The organism is Tropicibacter naphthalenivorans, from assembly GCF_900176475.1.
GTDB lineage: Bacteria > Pseudomonadota > Alphaproteobacteria > Rhodobacterales > Rhodobacteraceae > Tropicibacter > Tropicibacter naphthalenivorans.
Genome location: NZ_FWXX01000004.1, coordinates 174,603 through 200,240 on the forward strand (window position 1 = coordinate 174,603; position 25,638 = coordinate 200,240).

The 25,638-nt window shown below is 63.7% G+C and carries 29 protein-coding genes and 1 tRNA gene; 11 read left to right on the plus strand and 19 right to left on the minus strand.

Annotated features, from left to right (window positions below):
* Positions 1-7 precede the first annotated feature (7 nt).
* The 4 genes from B9A11_RS10685 to B9A11_RS10700 form a co-directional block, all read right to left on the minus strand.
* Positions 8-799 carry an enoyl-ACP reductase FabI gene (locus B9A11_RS10685; RefSeq protein WP_058247521.1) on the minus strand — a complete coding sequence of 264 codons (792 nt, stop codon included), beginning with the start codon at positions 797-799 and terminating at the stop codon, positions 8-10.
* 16 nt (positions 800-815) lie between these two features.
* On the minus strand, positions 816-2,045 hold the full coding sequence (gene fabB / locus B9A11_RS10690; RefSeq protein ID WP_058247522.1) for a beta-ketoacyl-ACP synthase I: 1,230 nt from the start codon (positions 2,043-2,045) through the stop codon (positions 816-818).
* 104 nt (positions 2,046-2,149) lie between these two features.
* The gene (locus B9A11_RS10695) at positions 2,150-2,551 is read right to left on the minus strand and encodes a hypothetical protein (protein ID WP_058247523.1); all 402 of its coding nucleotides are present in this window, start codon (positions 2,549-2,551) and stop codon (positions 2,150-2,152) included.
* 143 nt (positions 2,552-2,694) lie between these two features.
* The gene (locus B9A11_RS10700) at positions 2,695-4,575 is read right to left on the minus strand and encodes a PhoX family protein (RefSeq protein WP_058247524.1); all 1,881 of its coding nucleotides are present in this window, start codon (positions 4,573-4,575) and stop codon (positions 2,695-2,697) included.
* A 264-nt stretch (positions 4,576-4,839) separates the two neighbouring features.
* Here B9A11_RS10700 and B9A11_RS10705 point away from each other — a divergent pair, with 264 nt between their 5' ends.
* Positions 4,840-5,457 carry a hypothetical protein gene (locus B9A11_RS10705; protein ID WP_058247525.1) on the plus strand — a complete coding sequence of 206 codons (618 nt, stop codon included), beginning with the start codon at positions 4,840-4,842 and terminating at the stop codon, positions 5,455-5,457.
* 57 nt (positions 5,458-5,514) lie between these two features.
* Here B9A11_RS10705 and fabA read toward each other — a convergent pair whose 3' ends face one another.
* Positions 5,515-6,024: a bifunctional 3-hydroxydecanoyl-ACP dehydratase/trans-2-decenoyl-ACP isomerase gene (gene fabA / locus B9A11_RS10710; protein WP_058247526.1), complete on the minus strand. Its 510-nt coding sequence runs from the start codon at positions 6,022-6,024 to the stop codon at positions 5,515-5,517.
* A 198-nt stretch (positions 6,025-6,222) separates the two neighbouring features.
* Between fabA and irr the strand changes: the two genes are divergently transcribed.
* The gene (gene irr / locus B9A11_RS10715) at positions 6,223-6,642 is read left to right on the plus strand and encodes a Fur family transcriptional regulator Irr (protein ID WP_058247852.1); all 420 of its coding nucleotides are present in this window, start codon (positions 6,223-6,225) and stop codon (positions 6,640-6,642) included.
* A 9-nt stretch (positions 6,643-6,651) separates the two neighbouring features.
* On the opposite strand, the gene nagA is transcribed toward irr, so the two are convergent.
* Both nagA and B9A11_RS10725 read right to left on the minus strand, forming a co-directional pair.
* Positions 6,652-7,749 (minus strand): N-acetylglucosamine-6-phosphate deacetylase, encoded by a 1,098-nt coding sequence (gene nagA / locus B9A11_RS10720; protein WP_058247527.1) that lies wholly within the window; start codon positions 7,747-7,749, stop codon positions 6,652-6,654.
* Entirely contained in the window at positions 7,740-8,609 is an 870-nt protein-coding gene (locus B9A11_RS10725; RefSeq protein WP_234988797.1) for a glucosamine kinase nucleotide-binding domain-containing protein, read from the minus strand. Before B9A11_RS10725 ends, nagA begins: the two co-directional genes overlap by 10 nt.
* Before the next feature lie 128 nt (positions 8,610-8,737).
* Here B9A11_RS10725 and B9A11_RS10730 point away from each other — a divergent pair, with 128 nt between their 5' ends.
* Complete coding sequence (locus B9A11_RS10730) at positions 8,738-9,490, plus strand: alpha/beta fold hydrolase (RefSeq protein WP_058247528.1); 753 nt, start codon at positions 8,738-8,740, stop codon at positions 9,488-9,490.
* 23 nt (positions 9,491-9,513) lie between these two features.
* Here B9A11_RS10730 and B9A11_RS10735 read toward each other — a convergent pair.
* Both B9A11_RS10735 and B9A11_RS10740 read right to left on the minus strand, forming a co-directional pair.
* Positions 9,514-9,599: transfer RNA gene (locus B9A11_RS10735), tRNA-Leu, on the minus strand.
* Between the two features lie 79 nt (positions 9,600-9,678).
* Entirely contained in the window at positions 9,679-10,155 is a 477-nt protein-coding gene (locus B9A11_RS10740) for an Lrp/AsnC family transcriptional regulator (RefSeq protein WP_058247529.1), read from the minus strand.
* Positions 10,156-10,265: 110 nt separating this feature from the next.
* On the opposite strand from B9A11_RS10740, the gene putA reads away from it, so the two are divergent.
* Genes putA through B9A11_RS10755 form a run of 3 tightly spaced genes read left to right on the plus strand, consistent with a single transcriptional unit; the run spans position 10,266 to position 14,824 of the window.
* Positions 10,266-13,673, plus strand: a complete 3,408-nt coding sequence (putA, locus tag B9A11_RS10745; RefSeq protein WP_058247530.1) for a bifunctional proline dehydrogenase/L-glutamate gamma-semialdehyde dehydrogenase PutA — start codon at positions 10,266-10,268, stop codon at positions 13,671-13,673.
* Between the two features lie 45 nt (positions 13,674-13,718).
* Positions 13,719-14,459, plus strand: a complete 741-nt coding sequence (locus B9A11_RS10750; RefSeq protein WP_058247531.1) for a rhomboid family intramembrane serine protease — start codon at positions 13,719-13,721, stop codon at positions 14,457-14,459.
* Positions 14,456-14,824 carry a GFA family protein gene (locus B9A11_RS10755; RefSeq protein ID WP_058247532.1) on the plus strand — a complete coding sequence of 123 codons (369 nt, stop codon included), beginning with the start codon at positions 14,456-14,458 and terminating at the stop codon, positions 14,822-14,824. Before B9A11_RS10750 ends, B9A11_RS10755 begins: the two co-directional genes overlap by 4 nt.
* A gap of 60 nt (positions 14,825-14,884) precedes the next feature.
* On the opposite strand, the gene B9A11_RS10760 is transcribed toward B9A11_RS10755, so the two are convergent.
* Together B9A11_RS10760 and B9A11_RS10765 are read right to left on the minus strand one after the other, a co-directional pair.
* Positions 14,885-15,676 carry an inositol monophosphatase family protein gene (locus tag B9A11_RS10760; protein ID WP_058247533.1) on the minus strand — a complete coding sequence of 264 codons (792 nt, stop codon included), beginning with the start codon at positions 15,674-15,676 and terminating at the stop codon, positions 14,885-14,887.
* A 96-nt stretch (positions 15,677-15,772) separates the two neighbouring features.
* Positions 15,773-16,084 carry a hypothetical protein gene (locus tag B9A11_RS10765; RefSeq protein WP_058247854.1) on the minus strand — a complete coding sequence of 104 codons (312 nt, stop codon included), beginning with the start codon at positions 16,082-16,084 and terminating at the stop codon, positions 15,773-15,775.
* A gap of 215 nt (positions 16,085-16,299) precedes the next feature.
* On the opposite strand from B9A11_RS10765, the gene B9A11_RS10770 reads away from it, so the two are divergent.
* The gene (locus B9A11_RS10770) at positions 16,300-16,575 is read left to right on the plus strand and encodes a hypothetical protein (protein ID WP_058247534.1); all 276 of its coding nucleotides are present in this window, start codon (positions 16,300-16,302) and stop codon (positions 16,573-16,575) included.
* A gap of 3 nt (positions 16,576-16,578) precedes the next feature.
* Here the strand turns inward: B9A11_RS10770 and B9A11_RS10775 are convergent, their stop codons facing one another.
* From B9A11_RS10775 to B9A11_RS10785, 3 genes are all read right to left on the minus strand, one after another.
* On the minus strand, positions 16,579-16,977 hold the full coding sequence (locus B9A11_RS10775) for a hypothetical protein (RefSeq protein WP_058247535.1): 399 nt from the start codon (positions 16,975-16,977) through the stop codon (positions 16,579-16,581).
* 98 nt (positions 16,978-17,075) lie between these two features.
* Positions 17,076-17,609 (minus strand): EF-hand domain-containing protein, encoded by a 534-nt coding sequence (locus B9A11_RS10780; protein WP_058247536.1) that lies wholly within the window; start codon positions 17,607-17,609, stop codon positions 17,076-17,078.
* Positions 17,606-18,808: a pyridoxal phosphate-dependent aminotransferase gene (locus B9A11_RS10785; protein WP_058247537.1), complete on the minus strand. Its 1,203-nt coding sequence runs from the start codon at positions 18,806-18,808 to the stop codon at positions 17,606-17,608. Before B9A11_RS10785 ends, B9A11_RS10780 begins: the two co-directional genes overlap by 4 nt.
* 86 nt (positions 18,809-18,894) lie before the next feature.
* Here B9A11_RS10785 and B9A11_RS10790 point away from each other — a divergent pair, with 86 nt between their 5' ends.
* The 3 genes from B9A11_RS10790 to B9A11_RS10800 all read left to right on the plus strand — a co-directional run bounded on the left by B9A11_RS10790 (position 18,895) and on the right by B9A11_RS10800 (position 20,223).
* Positions 18,895-19,290, plus strand: a complete 396-nt coding sequence (locus B9A11_RS10790; protein ID WP_058247538.1) for a helix-turn-helix domain-containing protein — start codon at positions 18,895-18,897, stop codon at positions 19,288-19,290.
* Positions 19,291-19,551: a succinate dehydrogenase assembly factor 2 gene (locus B9A11_RS10795; protein WP_058247539.1), complete on the plus strand. Its 261-nt coding sequence runs from the start codon at positions 19,291-19,293 to the stop codon at positions 19,549-19,551.
* A 174-nt stretch (positions 19,552-19,725) separates the two neighbouring features.
* Entirely contained in the window at positions 19,726-20,223 is a 498-nt protein-coding gene (locus B9A11_RS10800; RefSeq protein WP_058247540.1) for a MarR family winged helix-turn-helix transcriptional regulator, read from the plus strand.
* Between the two features lie 120 nt (positions 20,224-20,343).
* Here B9A11_RS10800 and B9A11_RS10805 read toward each other — a convergent pair whose 3' ends face one another.
* From B9A11_RS10805 to B9A11_RS10825, 5 genes are read right to left on the minus strand one after another with little or no spacing between them, the layout of a single operon-like run.
* Positions 20,344-21,072, minus strand: a complete 729-nt coding sequence (locus B9A11_RS10805) for a DUF1194 domain-containing protein (RefSeq protein ID WP_306345504.1) — start codon at positions 21,070-21,072, stop codon at positions 20,344-20,346.
* On the minus strand, positions 21,069-21,764 hold the full coding sequence (locus tag B9A11_RS10810) for a DUF1194 domain-containing protein (RefSeq protein WP_058247541.1): 696 nt from the start codon (positions 21,762-21,764) through the stop codon (positions 21,069-21,071). Before B9A11_RS10810 ends, B9A11_RS10805 begins: the two co-directional genes overlap by 4 nt.
* Positions 21,758-22,192 (minus strand): VOC family protein, encoded by a 435-nt coding sequence (locus B9A11_RS10815; RefSeq protein ID WP_058247542.1) that lies wholly within the window; start codon positions 22,190-22,192, stop codon positions 21,758-21,760. Before B9A11_RS10815 ends, B9A11_RS10810 begins: the two co-directional genes overlap by 7 nt.
* A 37-nt stretch (positions 22,193-22,229) precedes the next feature.
* Positions 22,230-23,591, minus strand: coding sequence for a surface lipoprotein assembly modifier (locus B9A11_RS10820; RefSeq protein ID WP_058247543.1), 1,362 nt, complete (start codon positions 23,589-23,591; stop codon positions 22,230-22,232).
* A gap of 6 nt (positions 23,592-23,597) precedes the next feature.
* Positions 23,598-24,566, minus strand: coding sequence for a hypothetical protein (locus tag B9A11_RS10825; protein ID WP_058247544.1), 969 nt, complete (start codon positions 24,564-24,566; stop codon positions 23,598-23,600).
* Between the two features lie 241 nt (positions 24,567-24,807).
* Here B9A11_RS10825 and B9A11_RS10830 point away from each other — a divergent pair, with 241 nt between their 5' ends.
* Positions 24,808-25,506: a CbiX/SirB N-terminal domain-containing protein gene (locus B9A11_RS10830; RefSeq protein ID WP_058247545.1), complete on the plus strand. Its 699-nt coding sequence runs from the start codon at positions 24,808-24,810 to the stop codon at positions 25,504-25,506.
* Positions 25,507-25,638: the final 132 nt, after the last annotated feature.

A 25,638-nucleotide genomic window follows, 5' to 3' on the forward strand; every position in this document is an offset into this window, starting at 1 on the left:
GCACACTTTACAGGTTTTCGTTCTGCGGCATCCCCAGAACGTGGAAGCCACCGTCCACTCTTACCACTTCGCCGGTCGTGCAGCTACCCGCGTCGGAAATCAGCCAGACGGCGGTGCCGCCCACAGCCTCAAGGCTCGCGTTCGAGCGCAGCGGCGCGTTCATGTCGGTGTGCTTGTAGGTCTTGCGCGCACCGCCAATGGCCGCCCCTGCCAGCGTCTTCATCGGGCCGGGGCTGATGGCGTTGACGCGGATGCCGTCGGGGCCCAGATCGTTCGCGAGATAGCGGGTCGTTGCCTCGAGCGCCGCCTTGGCAACCCCCATGACGTTGTAGTTGGGCGTCACGCGGGTCGAGCCCATGTAGGTCAGCGTCAGCAGGGTGCCGCCGTTGTCCTTCATCAGGGGATAGGCCCGGCGCGCCACCTCGATAAAGGAATAGGCCGAGATATCCATCGAGTTCTTGAAGTTCGCGCGGCTGGTGTTCAGGAACCTCCCCGTCAGCTCGGACTTGTCCGAATAGGCGATGGCGTGGATCACGAAATCAAGGCTGTCCCAGCGCTGCGACAGCTGGTCAAACGCCGCGTCCAGCGACGCGTCGTCGGTCACGTCCACGTCGACCATAAAGTCGCTGCCAACGCTTTCCGCCAGCGGCTGCAACCGCTTGCCAAAGGCTTCGCCCTGATAGGTGAAGGCCAGCTCGGCCCCCGCCTCGGCGCAAGCCTTGGCAATGCCCCAGGCGATCGACCGCTCGTTCGCCACACCCATGACAAGCCCGCGCTTGCCCTTCAGATCAATGCTCATCCACCCGCCTCGCGCGTTAGTCTTTGTACTTGGACAGGACCATGGACCCGTTGGTGCCGCCGAACCCGAAAGAGTTCGTCATGACCGAGTCCAGACCTGCGTTTTCCACCAGCTCGGTTGCGATTTCCGCAGGGTCCAAGGCCGGGTCCAGCGTTTCCACGTTGATCGACGGGATGATGAAGTCGTGTTCCAGCGCCAGCAGGCAGTAAATCGCTTCCTGAGCGCCGGTTGCGCCCTGGCTGTGGCCGGTCATCGACTTGGTCGAGGACACGGGCGGCGTGGAGCCTTGGCCAAAGACGCGGCGGACCGCTTCGATTTCGCCCACATCGCCTACCGGGGTCGAGGTGCCGTGCGCGTTGATGTAGCTGACCTTGCGGCCTTCGGGCAAGGTCGACAGGGCCAGACGCATGGCGCGCTCGCCGCCTTCGCCGCTGGGGGCCACCATGTCGGCACCGTCCGAGGTCGCGCCGTAGCCGGTGACTTCGGCGTAGATCTTGGCACCGCGCGCCTTGGCGTGTTCCAGATCCTCCAGCACGACGATGCCGCCGCCGCCCGAGATCACGAACCCGTCGCGGTTGGCGTCAAACGCGCGCGAGGCCTTTTCCGGGGTGTCGTTGTATTTCGAGGACATGGCGCCCATGGCATCGAACAGGCAGGACAGGGTCCAGTCCAGTTCCTCGCCGCCGCCTGCGAACATCACGTCCTGCTTGCCCATCATGATCTGCTCTGCGGCGTTGCCGATGCAGTGCAGCGAGGTCGAGCAAGCCGAGGTGATCGAGTAGTTAAGACCCTTGATCTTGAACGCCGTGGCAAGGTTTGCGCTGACGGTCGAGCACATGCACTTGGGCACCGCAAAAGGCCCGACACGCTTGGTCGCGCCGGTTTTCAGCACGGTTTCATGCGCGGTCAGCATGGCAGAGGTGGACGGGCCGCCAGAGCCAGCAACCAGACCGGTGCGCGGGTTGACAACGTCTTCTTCGGTCAGGCCAGAGTCGGCGATCGCCTGCTGCATGGCGATATGCGCATAGGCCGCGCCCGGCCCCATAAAGCGCAGCGTGCGCTTGTCGATATGCTGGGTGACGTCAATGTCGAGCGTCCCGGCGATCTGCGAGCGAAAGCCGTGCTCGGCCATCTCGGGGCTGGCGGTGATGCCGGATTTCCCGGCCTTGAGCGAGGCAAGAACCTCTTGAGCATTATTGCCGATGCTGGACACGATCCCCAGCCCGGTGACGACGACGCGGCGCATGTGGCCTCCATTCCCGTTTGGTTGAGGGCTGTTTAGGCCATGAAGGCGGGGTGGCGCAAGGTGTGCACACGCAATGTCACCTGAACCTTGCGCTACCCCATAGGCTATCGTTTGATCCTAAGAACGACAGCCTCTGTATCGACGCCAAGAGACCGAGCAATTAATTGCTTGTGCAGACCGAGGATCTCGTCCTCATCCCATTCATCCTCACCGAAGTCGATTTCATTAATTTCGCCGAGCGCGGCCTGACCGATTTCTTTTACATGCACCCAATACTCGAACCGGCTTTCCTGACCACGACGGCCAACCCAGAACCGACCCAACTCAAGTTCTTCCAAACGCTTCAGCAAGCCGATAATTTCTCTCCGGTCCGCTTGGCATTCTTTCTCCAAGCGTGAAACTTTGGTTTCTGCGATCCTATTCGTGTATCCCTTCATCAGATTAAAAACATCTTCAGCACAGGAAAATTCTTTCTTGGTTTTCCTCAAAGCCTTGATAACAGACATCTCTCACCTTTGTATCATAGAAAAATTATAGAGCTATGATGAGACAGTCAAAGCCTTGTGTCAATACGTCTATTTTTGCTTTAGGTGCAAACAGCCCCAGCATTGCTGCCGAGGCCGTCCGTGTTTCAAACCCTCGGAAAGGCTCAGCCGATCACGGCACCGTCTTCGCGCCAGACCGCCACGATCGAAGAGCGCGGCTTGCCTGCGTTGTCGGGCCACTGGCCGCCGGGGTGCTGCACACCCACAAAGGCCACCTTGCGGTCCGCCGACCAGCACAGGCCGGTCACTTCGGCGCCGTTCGGCACGGTCATAAAGCGAGCGATCTCGCCGGTGTCGGTGTTGCCCACCAACATCTGGTTGTTGCCCATCCCGACAAAATCGCCTTCGTTCTTGTAGTCGCCGTCGGTCTGGATCCACAGCATCCCGTCGGACGAGAACGCCATGCCATCGGGCGAGTTGAACATGTTGCCGGCGTTGACGTTGTCAGAGCCCGCATAGGCGTTGTCGTAGATCGTCGGGTTGCCCGCCATCACGTACAGATCCCAGGCAAAGCCGTCCGCCGCGTGGTTGCCGCCGTTCGGCGTCCAGCGGGCGATCTGACCGAACTTGTTGGTCTCACGCGGGTTGACTGCGTTGACCGAGGTGTCGTCGCCGCCAGCGTTCGGCTTGACGCCGCGGTTCTTGTTGTTGGTCAGCGCCACGTAGGCCTCGACCTTGGTCGGGTTGGCCGCGACCCACTCGGGGCGGTCCATGGTGGTGCCGCCGACAGCAGAGGCCGCCATACGGGTAAAGGCGAGGATTTCCGCCAGCTCCATGCCGGTGGTCGCCGGGGTCAGCGGCAGCCATTCGCCGGTCTGGTCGTCGCTGAACTTGGCCACATACAGCGTGCCGTCGTTCAGCAGGTCGCCGCCGTTGGTGCCCTCTTCCCAGACGCCGTTCGAGACAAAGCGATACAGGTACTCGCCGCGCTCATCGTCGCCCATGTAGACCACGATGCGACCATCAGAGGCCTGCACCATCTCGGCGTTTTCATGCTTGAAACGGCCCAGGGCGGTGCGCTTGATCGGGGTGCTGCCGGGGTTCGCCGGGTCGATCTCGGTCACGAAACCGTGGCGGTGCGGCTCGTTCGGTTCTGCCGAGATGTCATAGCGGGTGTCGAACTTTTCATAGGCGTAGCGGCCTTCGCCGCCGATGCCGTAGCGCTTGTAGCCTTCGCCCTCGGGCATTTCGCCGGTGGCGCCAAAGTAGCCGTTAAAGTTCTCTTCGCAGGTCAGGTAGGTGTCCCACAGGGTCTTGCCCGAGCCACAGTTGTTCATGGTGCCCTTGACGGTGCGCCCCTCGGGGTCGGCATTCGTCTGAACCAGCGCGTGACCGGCCAGCGGGCCTTGCAGCTCCATCACGGTCTCATGGGTGATGCGGCGGTTGTAGGGGCTGTCCTTGACCACCTCAAAGCCGTTTTCGCCCTCTGCGATCTCCATGACGGTGACGCCTTGCAGGTTCTTGAGCAGGCGGACCTCGTCGGCGGTCTGCGGCACACCTTCGGAGGCGGCCGGCAGGTTGATCTTGGGGTTCACGTATTCCGAGTTCACGGCGATCAGCTGCTTGCCGTCGACTTCGAACAGCTCCATGCCGTCGGTGTTCTCGCCAAAGACCTTGTCGGACATTTCGACCGAAACGCCGGTCTCGGGGTCATAGGCGCCATCGGCCTCGGACCACAGCGCGTCCCCCCAGCGCACCAGCACCTTGTGGGCATAGCCCTCGGGAACGTGGATGGCGTGGTCGGTGGCGATGTCGATCGGCTTGAAGGCAAAGCCAGCGCCCTCGGCGCGCGCTGCGGTGGTCGAAGACATCAGCCCCGCACCAAAGACCGTCGCCGCCGAGCCAAAGGCCAGCGCACCGCCCAGAAAGCCGCGACGCGACACGGCGCGTTCGACCACGGCGTCGAATTGGTTGGAGGTCGGGCGCGGATCGCGGGCTTCGTCGAAATCGTCCCAGGACAGGTCGATCAGGGTCTTGTCGGCCATAGCTTTGTCTCACTTTGCTAGATGCGTCAGGACGCGGGCATCGGGCCCACGGCTGGGGACGATCTAGAGAGAGGCCATGACGGAAATGTATCGCTGAGATTAAGGTTTTGTGACGGTGAGGTGAGAGGGCAGCCGCACATGAAAAGAAAGAGGGCAGAAGGTAGCAAGCGTTTTGACAGAGGCTTGAACAAAACCGACAGTTGTGCTGTGCTGCCTTTAATTTCGCCCGACCAAACTTTTCTCAAATTTCGAAAGGCTAATCCCATGAAAATTATTCTGGCCTCCATTCTTGCCTTATTCGCAACTACAACGCTGCCCGCCGCACAGGAATTTGGCGAGAAATCCATCACCGATACCTTCAATATATCGGATGAAGTCCGCCTGCGTCTCCTGTGCTCTGCAGCAAAGGACGAGGGCCTTTCAGACGAAGTCGAAAGCGTGGCACAAACCATAACCTCCGCCCTACCGGGTATGGCGCAGACCTTTCTGCTCAAGGCCTTGGACGAAGCGGTCATCGTCTCTCCTGGCGAAGGATTTTGCGCGGTGATCGCCAGCAAAGGCGGTGCTTTTCTGCCCGCTTCTGCCTTGACGGCCGGGTCGATCTACTCCTCTGCCGTTAAAGGCGGAAAGATCTCGGCCACGGAAACCGACAGCAAAGCCTGCAACCTGATCGACAAGACTGGGATCTGCTGGGAGGAGGTCAAAGCCGGAAACGACGAATTGGACGGCGTAGTTGGATGTTTCGAAGCTAAACTGGACGGCAATATCCTGTCCGTCGCCGTGGCCCGCGAGGATATTGCTGATACTGTCGGCTTGACTGGAAAACTTGGACAGTCTGCAGAAACCTGCGCCGAGCGCGGGCTGGGCCTGCGCGCGCAATGAAATAAAAAGGGCGGCCCCCATTGGCACCGCCCTTTCCAAAAGCTGGCCTGAAAAGCCTCAGCTCTCGCTCAGCGCGACCTTCATGTCCTTGACCTGATAGATCACCTCGCCGTCGGCCTCGACGATGCCGTCGGCCACACCCATGGTCAGGCGGCGGGTCTGGATCGCCTTGGTAAAGTCGATCTTATAGGTCAGCATCTTGCGGTCCGGGCGCACCATGCCGGTCAGTTTGACCTCACCCACGCCCAGCGCATAGCCGCGCCCCTGCCAGCCGCGCCAGCCAAGGTTAAAGCCGGTCAGCTGCCACAGCCCATCCAGCCCCAGACAGCCGGGCATGATCGGGTTGCCGGGGAAGTGGCAGTCAAAGAACCACAGGTCCGGGGTGATGTCGAACTCTGCGATCACGTGGCCCTTGCCATGCGCGCCGCCATCGCCCGAAATATCGGTGATGCGGTCCATCATCAGCATGGGCGGCGCGGGCAGCTGGGCGTTGCCCGGCCCGAACAGCTCGCCTTGTGCGCATTTCAGCAGGTCTTCCTTGGTGAAGCTGGTCGGATAGTCGGCCATACGCGTGATGCCCCTTTGTGCTATGGTTCTACAGGTTGTGCGTTGACAGCCCGTCTAGCACCCGCCCCGCGCGGCTTGCAAGTGTACTCGCACCGGCTGCGCCACCGCAAAACCCCGCGAAACACGGGCAAATCCAATTGAAATCACCCCGAATGGCGCTTTATATAGCATATGGAAGAGGATTTGGGCGGAGAGCAAATGTCCGAGGCAATCGAACGTGGCAAGACTTGGCTGGGTCGCAGCGACCTGCGCCCGACACGTCAGCGCGTGGCGCTGGCGGCTTTGCTGGTGGGCGATGGACAGAACCGACATGTCACCGCAGAAAGCCTGTTTGCCGCTGCCAAGGACCGGGGGGAGCCGGTGTCGCTGGCGACCGTCTACAACACGCTTAAGGCGTTTTGCGATGCGGGCCTGATGCAGGAAATCACCGTGGACGGGTCAAAGAGCTACTTTGACACCAACACCCACGACCACCCGCATTTCTTCTGGGAAGACGACAGCAAGCTGACCGACGCCCCCGCCGAGCAGTTGGAAATCATCCGCATTCCCGACGCGCCCGAAGGGGCAGAGATCGCCTCTGTTGACGTTGTGATCCGCCTGCGCCGCAAGGCCCAGTAACGCGCCCCGCTAGATCGTGATTTCCTGACCGGCACGCCAGACGCGGCGCAGCTGGTACGTTTCATCCAGCCAGACAAAATCCGCAGGCGCGCCAGCGTCCAACCTGCCCCCACGCCCGATCACCGCGCCGGGGGCGCCGGTGACCATGTGCAGGGCGCGCGCCTCGGGCACGCCGATGGACAGCAGGTTGCGCACCGCCGTCGCCAAGTCCAGATCGGCCCCGGCGAGCGTCCCGTCATCAAGGGTCAGGCGCCCCTCGTGTCGGGCGACGCGCCGCCCGTCCAAGTGGAACGCGCGCGCGTCGCTGCCTGCCACGGCCATGGCGTCGCTGACCGCGAACAGCCCCTCCGGTTTGGCGGCAAGCGCGGCCTTCAGGCTAAGCGCGTCGACGTGGATCAAGTCCGCGATCACCCCGGCGCGCAGGGCGGGCGTGGCCAACGCAGCCCCTACAAGGCCCGGCGTGCGGCCGCCCATCTGGCTCATGGCGTTGAACAGATGCGTCACGCAGGTGGCCCCCGCAGCTTGGGCGGCAAGCGCCTGCGCCCCGGTACAGTCGGAATGCCCAAGCGAGACCAGCGCCCCCGCCTGCACCAGCGCCGCGATCTGATCGGGCGTGACGACCTCTGGCGCGACGGTCACCTTGAGGACGGGCAAGCGCTGCGCCGCATCACAGAGCATCGCGAGATCTTCGAGGTCCATCGGACGGACATAGGCGGCGGTGTGCGCGCCCTTGCGGGACAGCGCCAGATGCGGCCCCTCAAGGTGCAGTCCCGCGATGCCGGGGATATCGGCGCTGGCCACGGCCTCGATCGCCTGCGCCACGACCTCTCGCGGGGCGGTGATCAGCGTCGGCAGGATCGTCGTCGCCCCAAGGCGCGCGTGGGCCTGCGCCATTCGCCCCAAGGTCTCCGCCGTGGGCGCGTCGTTGAACATCACCCCGTCGCCGCCGTTCACCTGCAGGTCGACGAAACCGGGCATCAAGATGCCGCCGTCCAAGACCACCTCGGCGCCCCCTGCCCCGCCAAAGCGGCCCTGCGTCACGGTGACCGGGCCATCTGTGAGCCGCACCCCGTCAAAGACCCGCGCGCCGGTTACCTTCAGTCCCATCCTTGCCATCCTTCTGCGACCCGCTGCGCGAGGATCAACGCGCCGCTGGGGGCTGTGCTTTGCGCCGGGATGATCCCCGCACGCATGTTTTCCGGCAGATAGAGCGCATAGACCGCGCCCAGCCCGCCGGTCAGGCAGATCGGCTGGCCCGGCGACCACCCGAGGGCTGTCAGCCCCTCCGCGATATAGGCGGCCCCGCGCCGCAAAAGCGCCTCGGACGCGCGGTCGCCCTGTGCGCCGACAATCTCGGGCGCAAGCGTCGCAAAATCGCGCGGGGACGCCCCGGCGGCAAAGCCTGTCACCCCGGCGAACTCGCCATACTTGCCCCGCAGTTCGGCCAGCAAAGGACTGTCCGCCTCTAGCCCCTGATGCGCACGCAGAGCCATGGCCAAGGCTTCGCGCCCCAGCCACGCGCCGGATGCCTCATCGCCCAACGCGAGACCATAGCCGCCAATGCACCGCTGCGCGCCCGCCACTTGCCGCGCCAGGAAAGAGCCGGTGCCGATCACCGCTACGCAGCCGTCGCCCTCGCCCAAAGCGTCCACGACCGAGGCGCGCGTGTCCTCTTCGACCACCGCCTTTGGCCAGCCCAAGGCCGCGCGAAAGCGATCCGCCATGGCGCGATCCGTCACCCCGGCCAAGCCCAGAAACGCAGGGGCGTCCCACAGGGCAGCCTCGTCACAGCCCGCGGCCTGCGCCAAAGCCGCCACCACCGCGCGCACGGCCCGCACCGCCCCGTCAAAGTCAGAGGTTACATTCGCCCCGGCGACCTGCGCATCGACCCGCCTGCCCTGCCACAGCAGCGCGCCCCGGCAGCTCGTCCCGCCGCCGTCAATGCCAATCACCAGCCCTCGCTGCATTTTTCCCGCCAACATTGTCATGCGCCGCCACGCGTCTTAGCTATGTTAAGTGTTTGTAACCCAAGGCCACCTCAGTTTACCACACACCGAACACTCAGACACCACCAACCCGCCCAAGGGTTGTCAAATTGTTCAATCATATCATCCGCATGACCGAAGCCTTGGAACATATTCCCACCGAGCCACCGCTAGAGATAAAGCTCTGGCGCGGCACGTCGGACAAGCTGGTGGTGGTCTTTAGCGGCGTCGGTGAGACCGCCGCAGAACCGCCCGACATCGAGTTCTTTCGCTCTGCCACCGAGGACAAGCAAAACAACGCTCTGTTCGTCAGCGACCATGACCGCACCTGGCTGAACGGTGACGGCATGGCCGAGCAGATCGTCGACGCCATCGACCAAGCCCAAGCCGACACCGGCGCGCGCGAATTACACCTGATGGGCAATTCCATGGGCGGCACCATGGCGCTGCTGCTCAAGGACAAGGTGCCCGCCAAGACGGTGCTGTCGCTGACGCCGCAGTATTCGGTCGACCCAGAGATCATCCCCGAGGAAACCCGCTGGATGCGGTTTCGCAATCACATCAAGACCTTTCGCTATCGCGAGATCTTTTTGCGCAAGACGCCGGGACAAGAGGTGTTCATCGTGCACGGCGGCACCGAGGACGAATTGCGCCACGCCGAACGCTTTGATGCGGTGGACGGGGTCAAGCATTTCATCCTACCTGATTACAACCACAAGCTCAGCCAGCGTCTTAAGCGCAAGGGCCAGCTGGACGCGCTGATCAGCGCCGCGCTGAACGGGCAGCCGGTTCGGTTCCGGCGCCTGATCGAACGCCACGGCGGCATGTTCATAAGGCGGTTCCGGGACAAAGCGGCGGCCTGACGGCGCTGTTCTTGGCAAATCGCTGGTACCCGCGACCGGACTCGAACCGGTACGACCTTTCGGTCTGGAGATTTTAAGTCTCCTGTGTCTACCATTCCACCACGCGGGCCAGCGCGCGCAAAATAGCAAGGGTTCCGCCGGGGGAAAGGGCTTTTTTCGCCCCCGCGCAATTTCCGCGCGATTGGCCGTCAGGTGACTTCGGCAAAACCCGCCTCTTTGACCGCTTCCATCGCCACAAAGGTCGAGGTCGAGGACACCCCCGGCAGGGTCGACACTTTTTCCGCCAGAACGCGCCGATAGCTGGGCATATCGGCGGTGCGCACCTTGAGCAGATAGTCAAAGTTCCCGGCGATCAGGTGGGCTTGCTCGATCTCGGGGATGGTCGACAGGGCGGCGTTGAACTTGGCCAGCGTCGCCTCGCGCGTGTCCACCATCCGCACCTCGACAAAGGCGACATGGTCCAGCCCCAGCCGGATCGGGTCCAGCATGGCGCGGTAGCCTTTGATGACCCCCTCGTCTTCCAGACGGCGCAGGCGCGCTTGGGTCGGGGATTTGGACAGGCCGATGCGTTTGGCCAGCTCGGTGATCGAAATCCGCCCGTCCCCGGCCAGTTCGGTCAGAATCGCCCGGTCGAAACGGTCAAGGTCAGACTGGTCGCTTTGCATCGCACTACCCCTCAAATGAAGTCACTTTGATAACAATATGGGGCACAAGCGGTCAATCCGCCCGGGCGAACCGCAGTACACTGGGACAAATCCCCCAGAGGTTCACCCCCATGCCCAAAGACACCATGCCTGATCTTCGCGCACAAATCGACGCTTTGACCTATGCAGACGAGGCGGAGGCACTTAGCCGCCTGCGCGACGCCGCCAATTTGACGCCAAAGGCGCGCGCCCAGATCAGCGCCAAGGCGGCGCAGTTGGTGCGCGATATTCGCGGCAGCACCCGCCCCGGCCTGATGGAGGTGTTCCTTGCGGAATACGGCCTGTCCACCGACGAAGGCATCGCGCTGATGTGTCTGGCAGAGGCGCTGCTGCGCGTGCCCGACGCCGCGACGATTGACGCCCTGATCGAGGACAAGATCGCGCCCTCCGACTGGGGCAAGCACATGGGGCATTCGACCTCGCCCCTCGTGAACGCCTCGACCTGGGCCTTGATGCTGACCGGCAAGGTGCTGGAGGATCATAAGCCCGGCCCGGTGGGCCACCTGCGCGGCGCGATCAAACGTCTGGGTGAGCCGGTGATCCGCACCGCCGTTGCCCGCGCCATGAAGGAAATGGGCGCGCAGTTTGTCTTGGGCGAGACCATTGACGCCGCTATGACCCGCGGCTCGCGGATGGAGGCGCGCGGCTACACCTACAGCTACGACATGCTGGGCGAAGCCGCCCGCACCGAAGCTGACGCCCGCCGCTATCACCTGTCCTATTCGCAGGCGATCACGGCGATTGCCCGCGCGGCCAAATCGCCGGACATCCGCGACAACCCCGGCATCTCGGTCAAGCTCTCGGCCTTGCACCCGCGCTATGACGATCTGCAAGGGCAGGACGCCATCGACGCGCTTGTGCCGCGCCTGTCCAGCCTCTGCGGTCTGGCGAAAAGCGCCGGGATCGGGCTGAACATCGACGCCGAAGAGGCGGATCGTCTGTCCCTGTCGCTGGACATCATCGAGGCCACGCTATCCAGCCCGACCTTGCGCGGGTGGGACGGGTTCGGCGTGGTGGTGCAGGCCTATGGCCAGCGCGCCGGCAAGGTGATCGACTGGCTCTATGCCTTGGCCGACCGCTTGGATCGGCGGATCATGGTCCGGCTGGTCAAGGGCGCCTATTGGGACGCCGAGATCAAGCGCGCGCAGGTCGCTGGGGTCGCGGGTTTCCCGGTGTTCACCTCCAAGGGCGCCACCGACGTCAGCTATATCGCCAACGCGCGCAAGCTGCTGTCGATGACCGACCGGATTTACCCGCAGTTCGCCACGCATAACGCCCATACGGTCGCCGCGATCCTGCATATAGCTCAGGACAAAAATGCCTTTGAGTTCCAGCGCTTGCATGGGATGGGTGAGACCTTACATGATCTGGTGCACAGCGCCGAAGGCACCCGCTGCCGCATCTACGCGCCGGTGGGGGCGCACCGCGATTTGCTGGCCTATCTGGTGCGCCGCCTGCTGGAGAATGGCGCGAACTCGTCCTTCGTGAACCAGATCGTCGATGAGGATGTCCCGCCAGAGGTGGTGGCCGCCGATCCGTTTGAGACCGCCGCGCCGGGGAGCCTGACCGACGGCCCCGCGCTGTTCGCCCCCGAGCGGGTGAATTCGCGCGGGTTCGACCTGCGCCACCGTCCGACCTTGGCCGCGATCAACGAGGCACGCGGGCGGTTCAACACGCACCAATGGCAGGCAGAGCCTTTGACCCGCTCGGACCTTGCCACCCCACCCGAAGCGGTCCTGAACCCCGCCCGCCCCGACGACATCGTGGGCCACGTGGCTTGGGCGACACCGGATACTGTGGCCGAGGCCGCTCGTCAGGCGCGGACGTGGCAAGCCCCCGCCGCCACCCGCGCCGAGGTCTTGAACCGCGCCGCCGACCTTTACGAGGCGCATTACGGCGAGCTTTTCGCCCTGCTGCACCGCGAGGCGGGCAAGTCCTTGCCGGATGCGGTGGCCGAATTGCGCGAGGCGGTGGATTTCCTGCGCTACTACGCCGCCCGCGCCGAAGGGGCCGCGCCCGTGGGGGTCTTTGCCTGCATCTCGCCGTGGAACTTCCCGCTGGCGATTTTCACCGGGCAGATCGCGGCGGCTCTGGCGGCGGGCAACGCGACGTTGGCCAAACCCGCCGAGCAGACGCCGCTGGTCGCCTATCGCGCCGCGCAGCTGCTGCACGAGGCGGGCGTGCCGCGTGACGCGCTCCACCTGTTGCCCGGCGCGGGCGACGTGGGCGCGGCGCTGACCCGGCAGCCGCAGGTGGGGGGCGTGGCCTTTACCGGCTCGACCGAGACGGCGCAGATCATCCACCGCAGCATTGCCGACCATCTCGCCCCCGGGACGCCCTTTATCGCCGAGACCGGCGGGCTGAACGCGATGATCGTCGACAGCACCGCCCTGCCCGAGCAAGCCGTCCAAGCCATCGTCGAAAGCGCCTTTCAATCGGCGGGGCAGCGGTGCTCGGCCCTGCGGTGTCTGTACGTCCAAGAGGACATCGCGCCCGAGTTCCTGACCATGCTGACCGGCGCGATGGACACGCTGGTGATGGGCGATCCGTGGCAGGTGGCCAGCGATCTTGGCCCTGTCATCGACGCCGAGGCCAAGGCCGGGATCATGGCGCATATTGCCGCCGCCGGGCACCGCGTGCTGAAAACCTATGACGTGCCGGACGCGGGGCATTTTGTGCCGCCGACGCTGATCAAGGTGGGCGGGATTGCGGATCTCGGGCGTGAGATCTTCGGCCCGGTGCTGCATGTGGCGACCTATAAGGCGCAGGAACTGGACCGGGTGATCGAGGCGATCAATGCCACGGGATACGGGCTGACCTTTGGGCTGATGACGCGGATCGACGACCGGGTGCAGCATGTGACCGAGCGGGTCCACGCGGGCAACATCTATGTCAACCGCAACCAAATCGGCGCGATTGTCGGCAGCCAGCCCTTCGGCGGCGAAGGCCTGTCGGGCACCGGGCCCAAGGCGGGCGGGCCGCAGTATCTGGACCGGTTCCGCGCGCATCCCGCGCCGATGGAAGGCACGGCGTTTGACGGCGAAATGGGGCTGGAGGCATTGCAGAGCGCTTTGGCGCAGACCGCCAAGGGCGATCCGATCCGTCAGGATTTGCCCGGCCCCACCGGCGAGGCGAACCAGCTGACGACGCTCCCCCGCCCACCGGTCCTGTGCCTTGGGCCGGGGATTGATGTCGCCCGCGCGCAGGCCGAGGCCGTTCGGTCGCTGGGCGGTGTCGCTGTGGTGGCGACGGGCCACGTGACGCCAGAGGTCTTGGCCGAGGCGCAGGGGTTCTCGGGGGTGCTGTACTGGGGCTCGGACGCCCGTCCCTATCGCCAAGCGCTTGCCCAGCGGTCCGGCCCGATCCTGCCGCTGATCACCGGCGCGCCGGACGCAGGCCACGCCCGCACCGAACGGCACGTGTGCATCGACACCACCGCCGCCGGGGGCAATGCCGCGCTGCTGGCGGGGAACGACTGAACAGGGCAACTAGACGCGAGGGACCGCAAAGCCTACCTCTAGGGTATGTTTCCGATCCGCGATCACAACCCGTCCAGCCGTGTGCCGATTGTCACCTATGCCATCATGCTGGCGAACATCCTCGTGTTCGTCAGCACGTGGCATCTGGCGGCCTCACCGCGCGAGCTGGTGCAGTTCTATGCCGACTACGCGCTGGTGCCGCAGTTCCTGTCGAACGGGCATGGGTTCACCGGGCTCGTGACTTCTATGTTCGTGCATGGGGGCCTGGCGCATCTGGCGGGCAACATGCTGTTCCTGTTCATCTTTGGCGACAACCTTGAGGATGAGATGGGGCATGTGGGCTTTGCGCTGTTCTACCTCGCCGCAGGGATCGGCGCGGGGTTGGTGCACTATTTGTCCGCGCCGGGATCGCTGGTGCCGACGGTGGGCGCGTCGGGGGCCATCGCGGGTGTAATGGGCGGCTATCTGCTGCTGTTCCCAAAGGCGCGGGTCGACATCCTGATCATTCTCATCATCATCTTCAAGGTCGTCCCGGTGCCTGCGTGGCTGATGCTGGCGCTGTGGTTCGGGATGCAGATCATCGGCGGCTGGGGCGCCTCCCCGGACGAAGGCGGCGTGGCCTATTGGGCGCACGCGGGCGGCTTTGTCGTGGGGGCGATCTTGGCGGTGCCCACGTGGCTGCGCCTTGGCGGGCCGCGCTATTGGTCGCGCCACCATGGACTGCCGCCGCATCCCCCGGCAGAGTTCCAATCCGTAACCCGTATCCCAAGGATTCCCCGCCGATGACCACCCCTGTCACCACCACCTGCCACTGCGGCGCGGTCGAGCTGCGCGTCACTCTGACAGACGGGCTGAACACTGCGCGCCGCTGCGATTGCTCTTTCTGCCGCAGGCGGGGCGCACCGGCGGTGTCGGCCCCCTTGGGCGGGGTTGAGATCGTCAAGGGCGCGGACAAACTGACGCTCTACAGTTTTGGCACCCATACGGCGAAACACCACTTTTGCTCGGTCTGCGGGATCTACATGTACCACCAGCGACGGTCGAACCCGAACGAGTACGGCGTAAACCTCTACACCATCGAAGGGGTTATGCCCGCCGACGTAGAGCCTGTGCCTTGGGTCGATGGGGTCAATCATCCGTCCGACCGCTAAAGCGCGAAAAAGCCCCGGCAGAGCGTTCTGACGGGGCTTGGAATTCGGATCAGTGCGCGATCAGACTTCGCGCAGCAGCTTGACCAGCGGGTTGAACAGCTCGCCGTTGGCGGCGACCATCCGGCCGCTTTCCAGCGGGTCTTCGCCTTCGCGGATGCCTTCGACCAGCGCGCCGGCCTCTTTGGCGATCAGGTAGCCAGCGGCCACGTCCCAGAGCTTTAGCTCGCGCTGCCACATGCCGTCAAAGCGGCCCGCCGCAACGTAGCACAGGTCCAGCGCCGCAGAGCCAAGACCGCGCACACCAGCGCATTGCGGCATCACGCGGGCGAGATCCTTGATCGTCGCGGGCAGAGTTTTCTCGGCGGCAAAGGGGATCGCGTGGGCAAAGACGCCCTCGACCATGCTGCGGCGGCCCGAGACACGCAGACGGTTGGAATCGTTCAGCCACGCGCCCGCGCCACGCTCGGCAAAGAACATCTCGTCCTTGGCGGCATCGTAGACCACGGCGGACACGATCTGGCCCTTGTGCTCCAACGCGATGGAAATCGCCCAATGCGGCATCCCGTGCAGAAAGTTAGTGGTGCCATCCAGCGGGTCGACGATCCAGCGGCGGGTCGGGTCTTGACCGTCAATCTCGCCGCCTTCTTCGGCCAGCCAGCCATAGGTCGGACGCGCGCCCAGCAGCTCTTCTTTGAGGATGTTTTCGGCAGCCAGATCGGCGCGCGAGACAAAGTCACCCGCACCCTTCATGGACACCTGAAGGTTCTCAACTTCGCGGAAGTCCTTGACCAGCGACCGGGCCGCCTTGCGCGCGGCCTTCATCATGACGTTGAGATTCGCGGTGCCCTGCATGGTGCAACCCTTCCCGGAAGATCAAAAAGAAATCAGGCCGCGCGTATACGCGGCCTGACCGGAATTGCCAAGAGGGCTTGACCCCCGAGCGGTTAATCAGCGGTAGACCACGCCCTTTTCGCCCACCGGCGCATAGGCGCGCGGGGCGGCCTTGGCGGGGCGATAGGTGGATTTGCCCGCGCGGTTGATATAGGCGCCTGCGTTGGGTTCGCCGCAGCAGATCATGCCGTTTGCCAGCACCGGCTGAAGCCCCTCGGGGCAGTAGTTGGGCGCGTTGTAGGTATGTACCATAAAGTTCGAGTTGGGGTCGTTGGTTGCGTCCCCCATATACATGTCGCCCCAGGCAAAGGCGGCCCCGCCGGTCAGGCAAAGCGCCGCAGCGGCAGCAAAACGAAGCGCAATACGCATGATGTCCCCCATCGTGAAAATACAAAAACCGTCCGGGGCTAAGCTACCAATGCGTGCGTCCAAGTCAATTTGTTCGTGGTTAAAATACGGAAATTTGCGAATAATTCCGGTGATTTCCCGCGCGCCACACATGGGCCTGCCACCCCGCGCGCGCAGCGTTAACCAGATCGCAGGATCGCGGGCGCACGATTCGCACCGCAAAAAGGAGCGCGCCCATGTCCCCGTTTCTGACGATCCTCGGCCTGTATTACCTGTGCGACCAGACGGCGATCCAGCGCCCCTTGGCGGCGCACGAGGTCGCCACCTGCATGGCCAACTACGAGCAACTCAAACTGGAATTCGTCGACGATGAACTGGCGCAGGTCGGCACCCCGGCACGCGCCGCGCAGGTCCGTCAGGGCTACGCCCGGTTCAAGGCGTGGGAGGCTGAAAACCCCGCCACCGTGCGCGCGATGCGCCAGACGGCGCGCGCGCAGATGTCGCAAGGCTAGGCGTTATTTCTTCATCAGGCGGTCGGCCTTTTTGCGCACCAAGACCGTGCGCAGGTCGTGCATCGCCAGCAGCAGATCGTCGGTGACCTCTTCGAGCTGGTCGTCGGAGGCCTTGGACTGCGCCCATTGAGTCGTGATGTTCAGATAGTCCACCGCGCGGTGGATGTCGTCGATGTCGCGCATCGCCAACAGCGCCTTGCGCCGCGCCATCCAGCCCTTGATTTCGATCAGGTCCGCCTCTGTCAGGTCGCGCCCGCCGTGGGGCTTGATCTCGCCCTTGTTGAGGTTGACGACGGCGATCTGGTCCATCTCGATGCGGCGCTGGCGATTTTCCGTATCCACGAGGAACACCAGCGCGCCATTGTCACGCACACGATAATAATATTCGGGCAGATCAGCCATTTGGCCCCCTCGAATTCACGGATTGGCTATAGGTTTACCGAAAAGCGGGACGAAGTGGAAAGGGGGAAAGCACCGATCGGTGCCCCCTTTCGTATAGGTCAGGGCTGGGCGGCGACGATCTGGGCGATTTCCTCGGCGGTGACCTGCCCATCGGCGTCCAGATCCCAGCCGCGCATTTCCAGAACGATGGGTTCGATAAAGTGCGACGGATCGACGGCCTCGCGCCCGAGCGCGGCGTGCAGCTCGGCCAGCGGGACCGCGCCGTCGCTGTTCAGGTCGTAAGGTTTAAAGGTCCAGTCCAGATCGGGGTCGGCTGCGCCATAGCTGTCAATGACCTCTTGGCGCGTGACGGTGCCGTCCCAGTTGAGATCATAGGCCATGAAATCGCCCACTCCCTTGGCGCGCTGCGCGACGCTGGCGATGTCGATCTGCGTTTGCAGGCGGGACAGGTCCAACGACGTGGAATCAAAGCGCCCCACCTGTCGCGCGGTGCTGTGCATGATCGCGGTCAACCACTCGGTCAGCAGCTGCGGCTTGCCATCGAACTTGGCGGCGATGTCGGCGGGGATCGTCGGCATCCCCTCTGCCTGCGCGGCGAGCGGCAACATCAGGGCCAGAACCAGCGCCCTCATGCCAGCCCCTCGCAAAAGCGCTTGATGCGCGCGCAGGCCTCAAGCAGGGCTTCGTCCGAGGTGGCATAGCTGACCCGGAAATTCGGGGACAAGCCAAAGGCCGCGCCAAAGACCACGGCCACGCCTTCCTCTTCCAGAAGCGCCTTGGCAAAGGCTTCGTCATTGTCCAGCAGCGCCCCACCCGCCGAGGTCTTGCCGATGCACTCGGCGATGTCGGGGTAGACGTAAAACGCGCCTTCGGGGGTGGCGCAGGTGATGCCGGGGCAGGCGTTCAGCCCCTCCACCACCAGATCGCGGCGGCGTTTGAAGGCCGCGCAGCGGGTGCTGAGGTAGTCTTGCGGGCCGTTCAGCGCCTCGACCGCCGCCCACTGGCTGATGGTGCAGGGGTTGGTGGTGGACTGCGATTGCAGCTTGCGCATGGCGTTGATCAGGTCCACCGGACCCGCAGCAAAGCCAATGCGCCAGCCGGTCATGGCATAGGCCTTGGACACGCCGTTGACAGTCAGGGTGCGGTCATACAGCCCCGGCTCGACCTGCGCAGGGGTGACGAATTCGAACCCGTCATAGGCCAGATGTTCGTACATATCGTCGGTCATCACCCAGACGTGGGGGTGGCGCATGAGCACATCGGTCAGCGCCTTGAGCTCATCGCGGCTGTACCCCGCGCCGGTCGGGTTGGACGGCGAGTTAAAGATGAACCATTTGGTTTTCGGCGTGATCGCGGCTTCGAGCGCGTCGGGCGTGATCTTGTAGCCAAGCTGGCGCGCGCCTTCGACGATCACCGGCTCGCCCTGCCCAAGACGGACGATATCAGGGTAGCTGACCCAATAGGGCGCGGGAATGATGACCTCGTCGCCGGGGTTCAGCGTCGCCAGCAGCGCGTTGAACAGCACCTGCTTGCCGCCGGTGCTGACGCTGACCTGCGCGGGCGTGTAATCAAGGCCATTCTCGCGCTTGAACTTGTCGCAGATCGCCTGTTTCAGCTCGGGGATACCATCGGGGGCGGTGTACTTCGTTTTCCCGGCATTGATTGCCGCAATCGCCGCAGCCTTGATGTTGTCCGGCGTGTCAAAATCGGGCTCGCCGGCCCCGAGTCCGATGACATCGCGGCCCTGCGCTTTGAGCTCTGCTGCCAGTTGCGTCACCGCAACGGTGGGCGATGGTTTCACGCGGGCCAGGTTATCGGAAAGAAATGCCATCGGGGTCCCCGTTTGTATATCTGTGTTCCCTGTCTTAGGGTGCGCTAAACCCCCGTTCAAGCGGCAACGCATTAGGGAGAGACGACATGAACGACACGACCAACGGCTGGTACAGCTCTGAGAATGCAACCTTTGGCGACCGTCTGGCCGCCGCGCGCGAAGCCGCCGGTATGGATCAGGCGACGCTGGCCAAACGTCTGGGGCTCAAGGTGAAAACCCTCGAGACCTGGGAAAACGACCTGACCGAGCCGCGCGCAAACCGTCTGCAAATGCTGGCTGGCATCTTGAATGTTTCGATGGTCTGGCTGATTACTGGCGAAGGCGCTGACGGCGTGAGCGAGCCCGAAGAGGACCCGATCTCGCCCGATGTGAACGAAGTGCTGATGGAACTGCGCGGCCTGCGTGCGCAATTCCTGTCGCGCGCCGAACGACTGGGCCGGCTGGAGAAAAAGCTGCGCCTGCTGCTCAAGGAAGAGGGCTGAATGACCGAAGACCGCGCCACCCGGCTGAAACGTTTGCAAATGCGCTCGATGCGGCGCGGGACCAAGGAAATGGACATTCTCTTGGTCCGTTTCACCGAGGCGCGGTTGGCGGACATGACCGATGCGCAGCTCGACGCCTATGAGGCGATGATGAACGAGAACGACCAGGATCTGTACCAGTGGATTTCCGGCCAGCGCCCCGCGCCCGCCGAACACGCGGACATGATCCAAGAGATCATCAAGGTGGCTGCCAACGGCTAAACCTTTGGTGGGGCGGGTTTAATCCGCCCCTACCCCACCGTGCGATCCATTAGACTGGATTCACCTTTTCAACGAAAATATTTCGAATTTTGCCGGACCTTGTCGAGGTTTAACCGGATATTTGGAGTTTATGCTCAAAACCTCTGTCGAAGAAACAGGCGGAGAACACATGAAATGAGCATACATTCCTCCATGGGTGGCGGAACCGATCAGGGGTTCATGACCAGCTACCTCGATGCGCTGAGCCTTGTGGAACGGCTGCACCGGCTGCTGCTGGATGTCATCAAAGATGAATTCGAACGTCTCGGGATCATCGACGTCAACGCGGTTCAGGCGCTGCTGCTGTTCAACATCGGCGACAACGAGGTGACCGCGGGCGAACTGAAAAGCCGCGGCTACTACCAAGGGTCCAACGTCAGCTACAACCTCAAGAAGCTGGTTGAGATGGGCTATATGCACCACCAACGCTGCGAAATCGATCGCCGCTCGGTGCGGGTGCGCCTGACACAGCGGGGCCGCGAGATTCGCGACATCGTCGAGGATCTGTTTGTGCGCCACGCCGATGGTCTGCAAACCAAGAACGTGCTGACACTCGAAGGCATCGACGACATCTCTGGCGCGCTGCGCCGCGTCGAACGCTACTGGACGGACCAGATCCGTTACATCTACTAAGCCGGGCCACGGGACCATTCCCAACCTCGCTACCCCACGCCCTGACGCGGGCCACAGGTAGCCTGGGGCAGAAGCCCCACCCCGCGCTCCACAGCCTCCGGCAAGGATTGCCACCAAGGCTCAGCGCGATGACAGCGTCAATACCTGCAATTCCCTCTTCAGTTTTCGGACCATCGCCGCCTCATAGGCCTCGAACCCGTGCGCGGTCTCGACAAAGGCGTCCGGCCCCTGAATGACATAGGCGCGATAATAGGCGCTCAGCGCCCCAAGGTCGCCTGCCTCTCCTGCCGATCCAATCACCAACCCGTTGATATCAATCCCCGGCGGACGCACGTCCAGCGGACGGGGGCCGGTGTTCGACTCGCCATCGCCAGAGATATCCAAAACCCGCCGCCAGCATCCGGACTGCTGCGCCAACATCATCGCCCCAAAGGCCTTGGCCGACCCCAGCGCCGTCGAAGGTGGCCCCTCGACGCGCCGCGCACTGCGCAACCTCGCAATCACTTGCGCAAGGCCAGCAGGGTCAGAGATCACCGTCCAATCGACCAAAACCCGCTGCGCCGCAGGCCCGCTCCACTCGTAGATTGCCAAAGCCACCGGCGCGCCCGGCATCTGGAACAGCGCAGCCCGCACCTCTGGGTCGTCCAATGCCCCGGCAACCCCATCGAGTTGCAACCGATACTCCCGCGCATCCACGGAACCGGAGACGTCCAACCCCAACGCCAAGGCTTGCCGACAGGTCGCCTGAGCGCCCCCGCCGAAGGTCCCACCAACAGCAAGGCCCAGCGCCAAAACTTTTCCAAAAGTTTTGCAAAAATTTTCGAAAATTTTTACCCCGCCTCGCCTCACCCGCGCTCTCCTGCACGGCCCAAGGCTTCACCGACGATCCGGTCCTGAATTTCCCGATACAGCTTGCGCTCCATGGCTTGTCGATAGCCGTCGTACCCATCCGACGTCTCTAGAAAAGCCCCCGGCCCGTGAAGAACCTCGAAATCGAAATAGTCCTCGACCATGGGATCGGCCCCCAGAACAGCCAAGCCGTTTACCGTGATCTCTCGAAAGGCGAAGTGTTTGTACGCCAGACGCGGCCCGAACCCGTCATTGGACACGCCGTCCCCCGAAACATCGATCACTTGCCGCTCGCACAAGGGCGCGCGCCCCATCATCGTCGCGCCGAACCCCATCGCGTAACCCATGGCCGTCGGAAACCGCCGATAAGACCGCTGCGCCGCTGCAATCCGGGCCGCCGCGGCTTTGATATCGGACGCCGACCGCAGCATCACCCAATCCAGCACGACGTGCGATTGGCGGCGACCGCTCCACTCGTAAACGCCCAAGGCCACGTGGCCCGCGCCCTGCAAGATCGCGCCCTGAACGCTGTCCGACAGCAGCGCCGCAGCGACACCTTCACGTTGCAAGGCATACTCGGCCTCATCTACCGATGACGACACGTCCAGCGCCAAAAGCAGCGCCAGACGACACTCCAAAGCGCTGGCCCAGCCCGGCCAAAGCGCCGCGACGAGGGCCAGAAGCCTTACCAATGGCCCGTGTTTTTCATGCTCGCCCAAGGCTCTGCCGGCGCCAGTGCATCGCCTTCTTGCAGCAGCTCGATCGAGACATTGTCGGGCGAGCGGACAAAGGCCATATGCCCGTCACGCGGCGGCCGGTTGATTGTCACACCATTGTCCATAAGCGTCTGGCATGCCTCGTAAATATTCGGCACCGTATAGGCCAAATGGCCAAAGTGGCGGCTGTCGCTGGGCAGGCCGTCGTCGCCGTCCCAATTGTACGTCAGCTCTACATCCGCCGTGCCATCCGCCTGTTCGGGCGGGCACAGGAACACCAGCGTAAACCGGCCCTGTTCGCTTTCCTTGCGTTGACGCTCTACCAGCCCTAGCAGCTTGTAAAATGCGATGGATTTATCCAGATCCTTCACGCGCACCATGGTGTGCAGATACTTGATCCCCATTTTCTCCCCTTCCGCACGAGGAGCCCTGCCCTCGCGCCTAGAAAACCGATTTCAGCCCAAGATGCAGGTTCGTGCCTTGGGTCTCATAGGGCACATAATTGGAGCGCCGGTCGCGGAAGGAAACCCCAATTTCCGGCGCAAAGCCATAGTAGTCGAGTTTTGGCAGGGTCACGTCCAGCCCCAGCGTCCACGTCTCATCCTGCCGAGGGTCGGTCCAGATCGGGGTCCACGCGGTGTCGTACTCGGCCCGCTCATAGCTCAGCGTCACGCGCGGCAGCGCGCCCATCACCGGCTTGGCCGTGGCATAGCTGAGGTCCGCCCGCCGCACGTCCCGCGCAATAGCCGTATTGTCCGACATCACGTCGCGCATCGACAGGCCAAAGCGCCAAACCCCTGCGGGCAAACGTTTTTCCAAGCTCAGGCCCAGCGTTCGCGTATCAACGGTCGTCCCCGATCCCAGCCACGCCTCATGCGAATAGGACGCACTCACCGTCCCGTTCAGCCCCGGCGCCAAGCTATAGCCAAAGCGGCCATCCAGCTGGGTCACATCCGACAGCGCCTCGCCCGTGGACAGGGTGCGCAGCTGCGTCAGCCGCAGGCTCCCCAGCCAGTCGCCCGCCGCGCCGCGCTGTTCATAGCCCAGCGACAGGCCGAACACATCCAGCGCGAAATCGCTGTTTTCCGCTGCGGGGTCAATGCTTTGCGCTTCAGACGACAGGCGCACGCGGGTCATGGCGTATTGCGCCCCAAGGTTCACCCGCGCGTTTTCCCCCAAAGCGATGCGATGCGTGACCTGCGCGCCGAATTGCAACCGGACCCCGGACAAAGGCTGTGCCAGCGGGGAACTGAACGGCCCCCGATAAAGGGTATCGCTCGTCGGCGCGTCGTTCAGGTTGTCCGATGGGGTCAGCGACAGATCAAAGCGCAACCGCGTGGGCGTCGCCGCCCTGACCTGCCGAAAGTCGCGCATGGCGGTCTGTTTCAGCCTGTCGTCGGGCGCGGCTTGGCTCGCCCGTCGCAACCACAGCTGCGCGGCCAGCTTGCGCCCCTGCGTGGCCTTTGCCTGCGCCACCACCAGCGCTGCATAGAACTTTTCCTGATCGGTGTCAGAGATTTGCCAAGCCACACGCGCGGCTTTGCCCGCCTCGACCGGATAGCCCAGATCGCGCAGCGCCCGCGCCTTGATCAGCAGGGCAAAGTGGTCTTGCGGCGCACCCAGCAGCACGCCTTCGGCCAGTTTCAACGCCACTTCGGGCCGCCCATTGGCCAGGAACCGGGCCGCGGTGCCGCGCGCCTCTGGCAGGGTCAGGCGTACCTCTTGGGCCTGCGCCGCGCCGCTCAGGCACAGCGCCACCGCCAAAGCCGCCACCCCTCGGCGCACCCAAAACCCCACGGCCATGCCGCGTCAGCGCGCCGCGATGAAGCCGCCAGCTTCTCGCACTTCGACTTCGGTATAGCCGCCGGTGACCGGGTCGATGCCCACGGGCTGGTCGCCCTCAAGCACCACGATGCCCGCGATCTCTTCGCCGTTGGGGCCGGTCAGGATGCCATCCCACGTCCCGGTCACGGTGGTCGTGCCGCTGCCGCTGGCAATCGCCGACGCCGACCCGATCGTCCAATCGGTGTAGTCGATGTCGGACAGCGACAGGTAGACCTCGTTGGCATTGGTCAGCTCGGCAATCAGCGCGCCATTGGCATCAAAGAAGGTCCGGTCGTCGATGTTGCCCGACACCGCATTGGCCCCATCGGCCTGCGTGGTGTCCACGTTCAGCGTCACGGTCCCCGCAACGTATTGGATGTCCGTCCCGCTGTCCGCCTGCACCGTGCGCACGGCGGCATATTCCCCGGTAAAGGTAAACGCGCCGATGGGGTCGTTGTCGATATCGCGCAGGCGCTGCGCCGCGACGCCGCCGGCCAGCCTGTCGTTCGCGTTCGCCGGATCAAGCGCAACCGCCCCAACCTGCGAATAGCCGCTGTCCGAACGCCGGAACACCGCGTAGTAATCGGCCGAGCCCGCAGCGTTGGTAAAGACGTCAAAAGTCGACCCGCCGCGCGCCAGACCCGCAGAGCGTGCGGCGTCCCGCGTATAGACGCTTTCCTCGCCATCATAGGGCAGCGCGTTCAGCACCAGTTCCCCCGTGCTGGCGTCAAAGCTCATGTTATCCATAAACAGATCCGCGTTGGCATCCTCGCCATAGACATTCAGCGCGTTGGGATCGGCGTTTTCATTTTCATCCGGGTCCGGCTCGGTGACCAAGGGCTGTTCGCCCGTGCCCACGCCCGCCTCTGGATCAGAGGAGTTCAGCGGATTGGTCCCCGCCGAACAAGCGGCGAGAACGCCCGCAACTGCGAGCGCTATAAAATTGCGATACATCTGACTGCCTCAGGTCTTGCCCGTTTATATTTTGTCCCAAGCGTGGCGGGGATATGGTTAAAAGTCAATTCAGACCTAAGCGGGTTACCCCGACTGAGGCAGATTTGCCCCACCAGAGATACACGCTCCATATCGCCCAACCCCTAGGGAAAGCCGCCACATGGCCATATAGTGGCCCGCATCGGACTTGGCCTTTTGCGCGGCGCGGCCTAACTCTGCCCCGAACCGGACAGGAAAGCCCATGCCCCAGCCCCCTCGCGTGATCATCGTCAGCCACGGCCAACCCTCTGACCCCGACGTCGGAGAGGCCGAAATCATCGCCCTCGCGCAGGCCACGGCACAGCATCTGCCCGCTGCGGAGGTGCGCGGCGCGACCCTCGCCGCCAAGGGCGCGCTAGAGACGGCGCTGGACGGCTGCGACGCCCCGCTGATCTATCCGTTTTTCATGTCCGACGGCTGGTTCACCAAATCGGCCCTGCCCAAGCGCCTGACCGGCACCAACGCCCGGCAACTGCCGCCCTTTGGCCTTGACCCGGACCTGCCCGCCTTCACCACACACTGGCTAACCTCGGTCCTTCAAACGGAAAACTGGCGACCCGAGGACACATCGCTCTTTATCGCCGCCCACGGATCAGGCCGCAGCCCCCGCCCCGCCGAAGTCACGCAAACCTTCGCGGGCCACCTCGCCGAACTGCGACCGTGGGGCGACATCCGCTGCGGCTTTGTCGAACAAGAGCCCTTCCTGGAACAAGCCGCCACCCGCCTGCCGTCCCAATCCATCTGCCTGCCATTCTTCGCCCTGAAACGCGGCCACGTCCTCGAAGACCTCCCCGAAGCCCTGACCAAAACCAACTTTCAGGGCCGCCTGCTCGACCCCTTCGGCCTGCACCCAGACCTGCCCGCTTTCCTCGCAAAATCCCTAGCCCGCGACCTCCCCTGACGCCGGGCTTTCTTCTCTTGAAAAATATCCCGGGGGAGCCCGCAGGGCGGGGGCAGCGCCCCCTCCACACTAAGTGCCTCACCTTCGGTGAGAGGGCAGCGCCCCCTCCTCTCTTCGTTGGCACACCTTTGG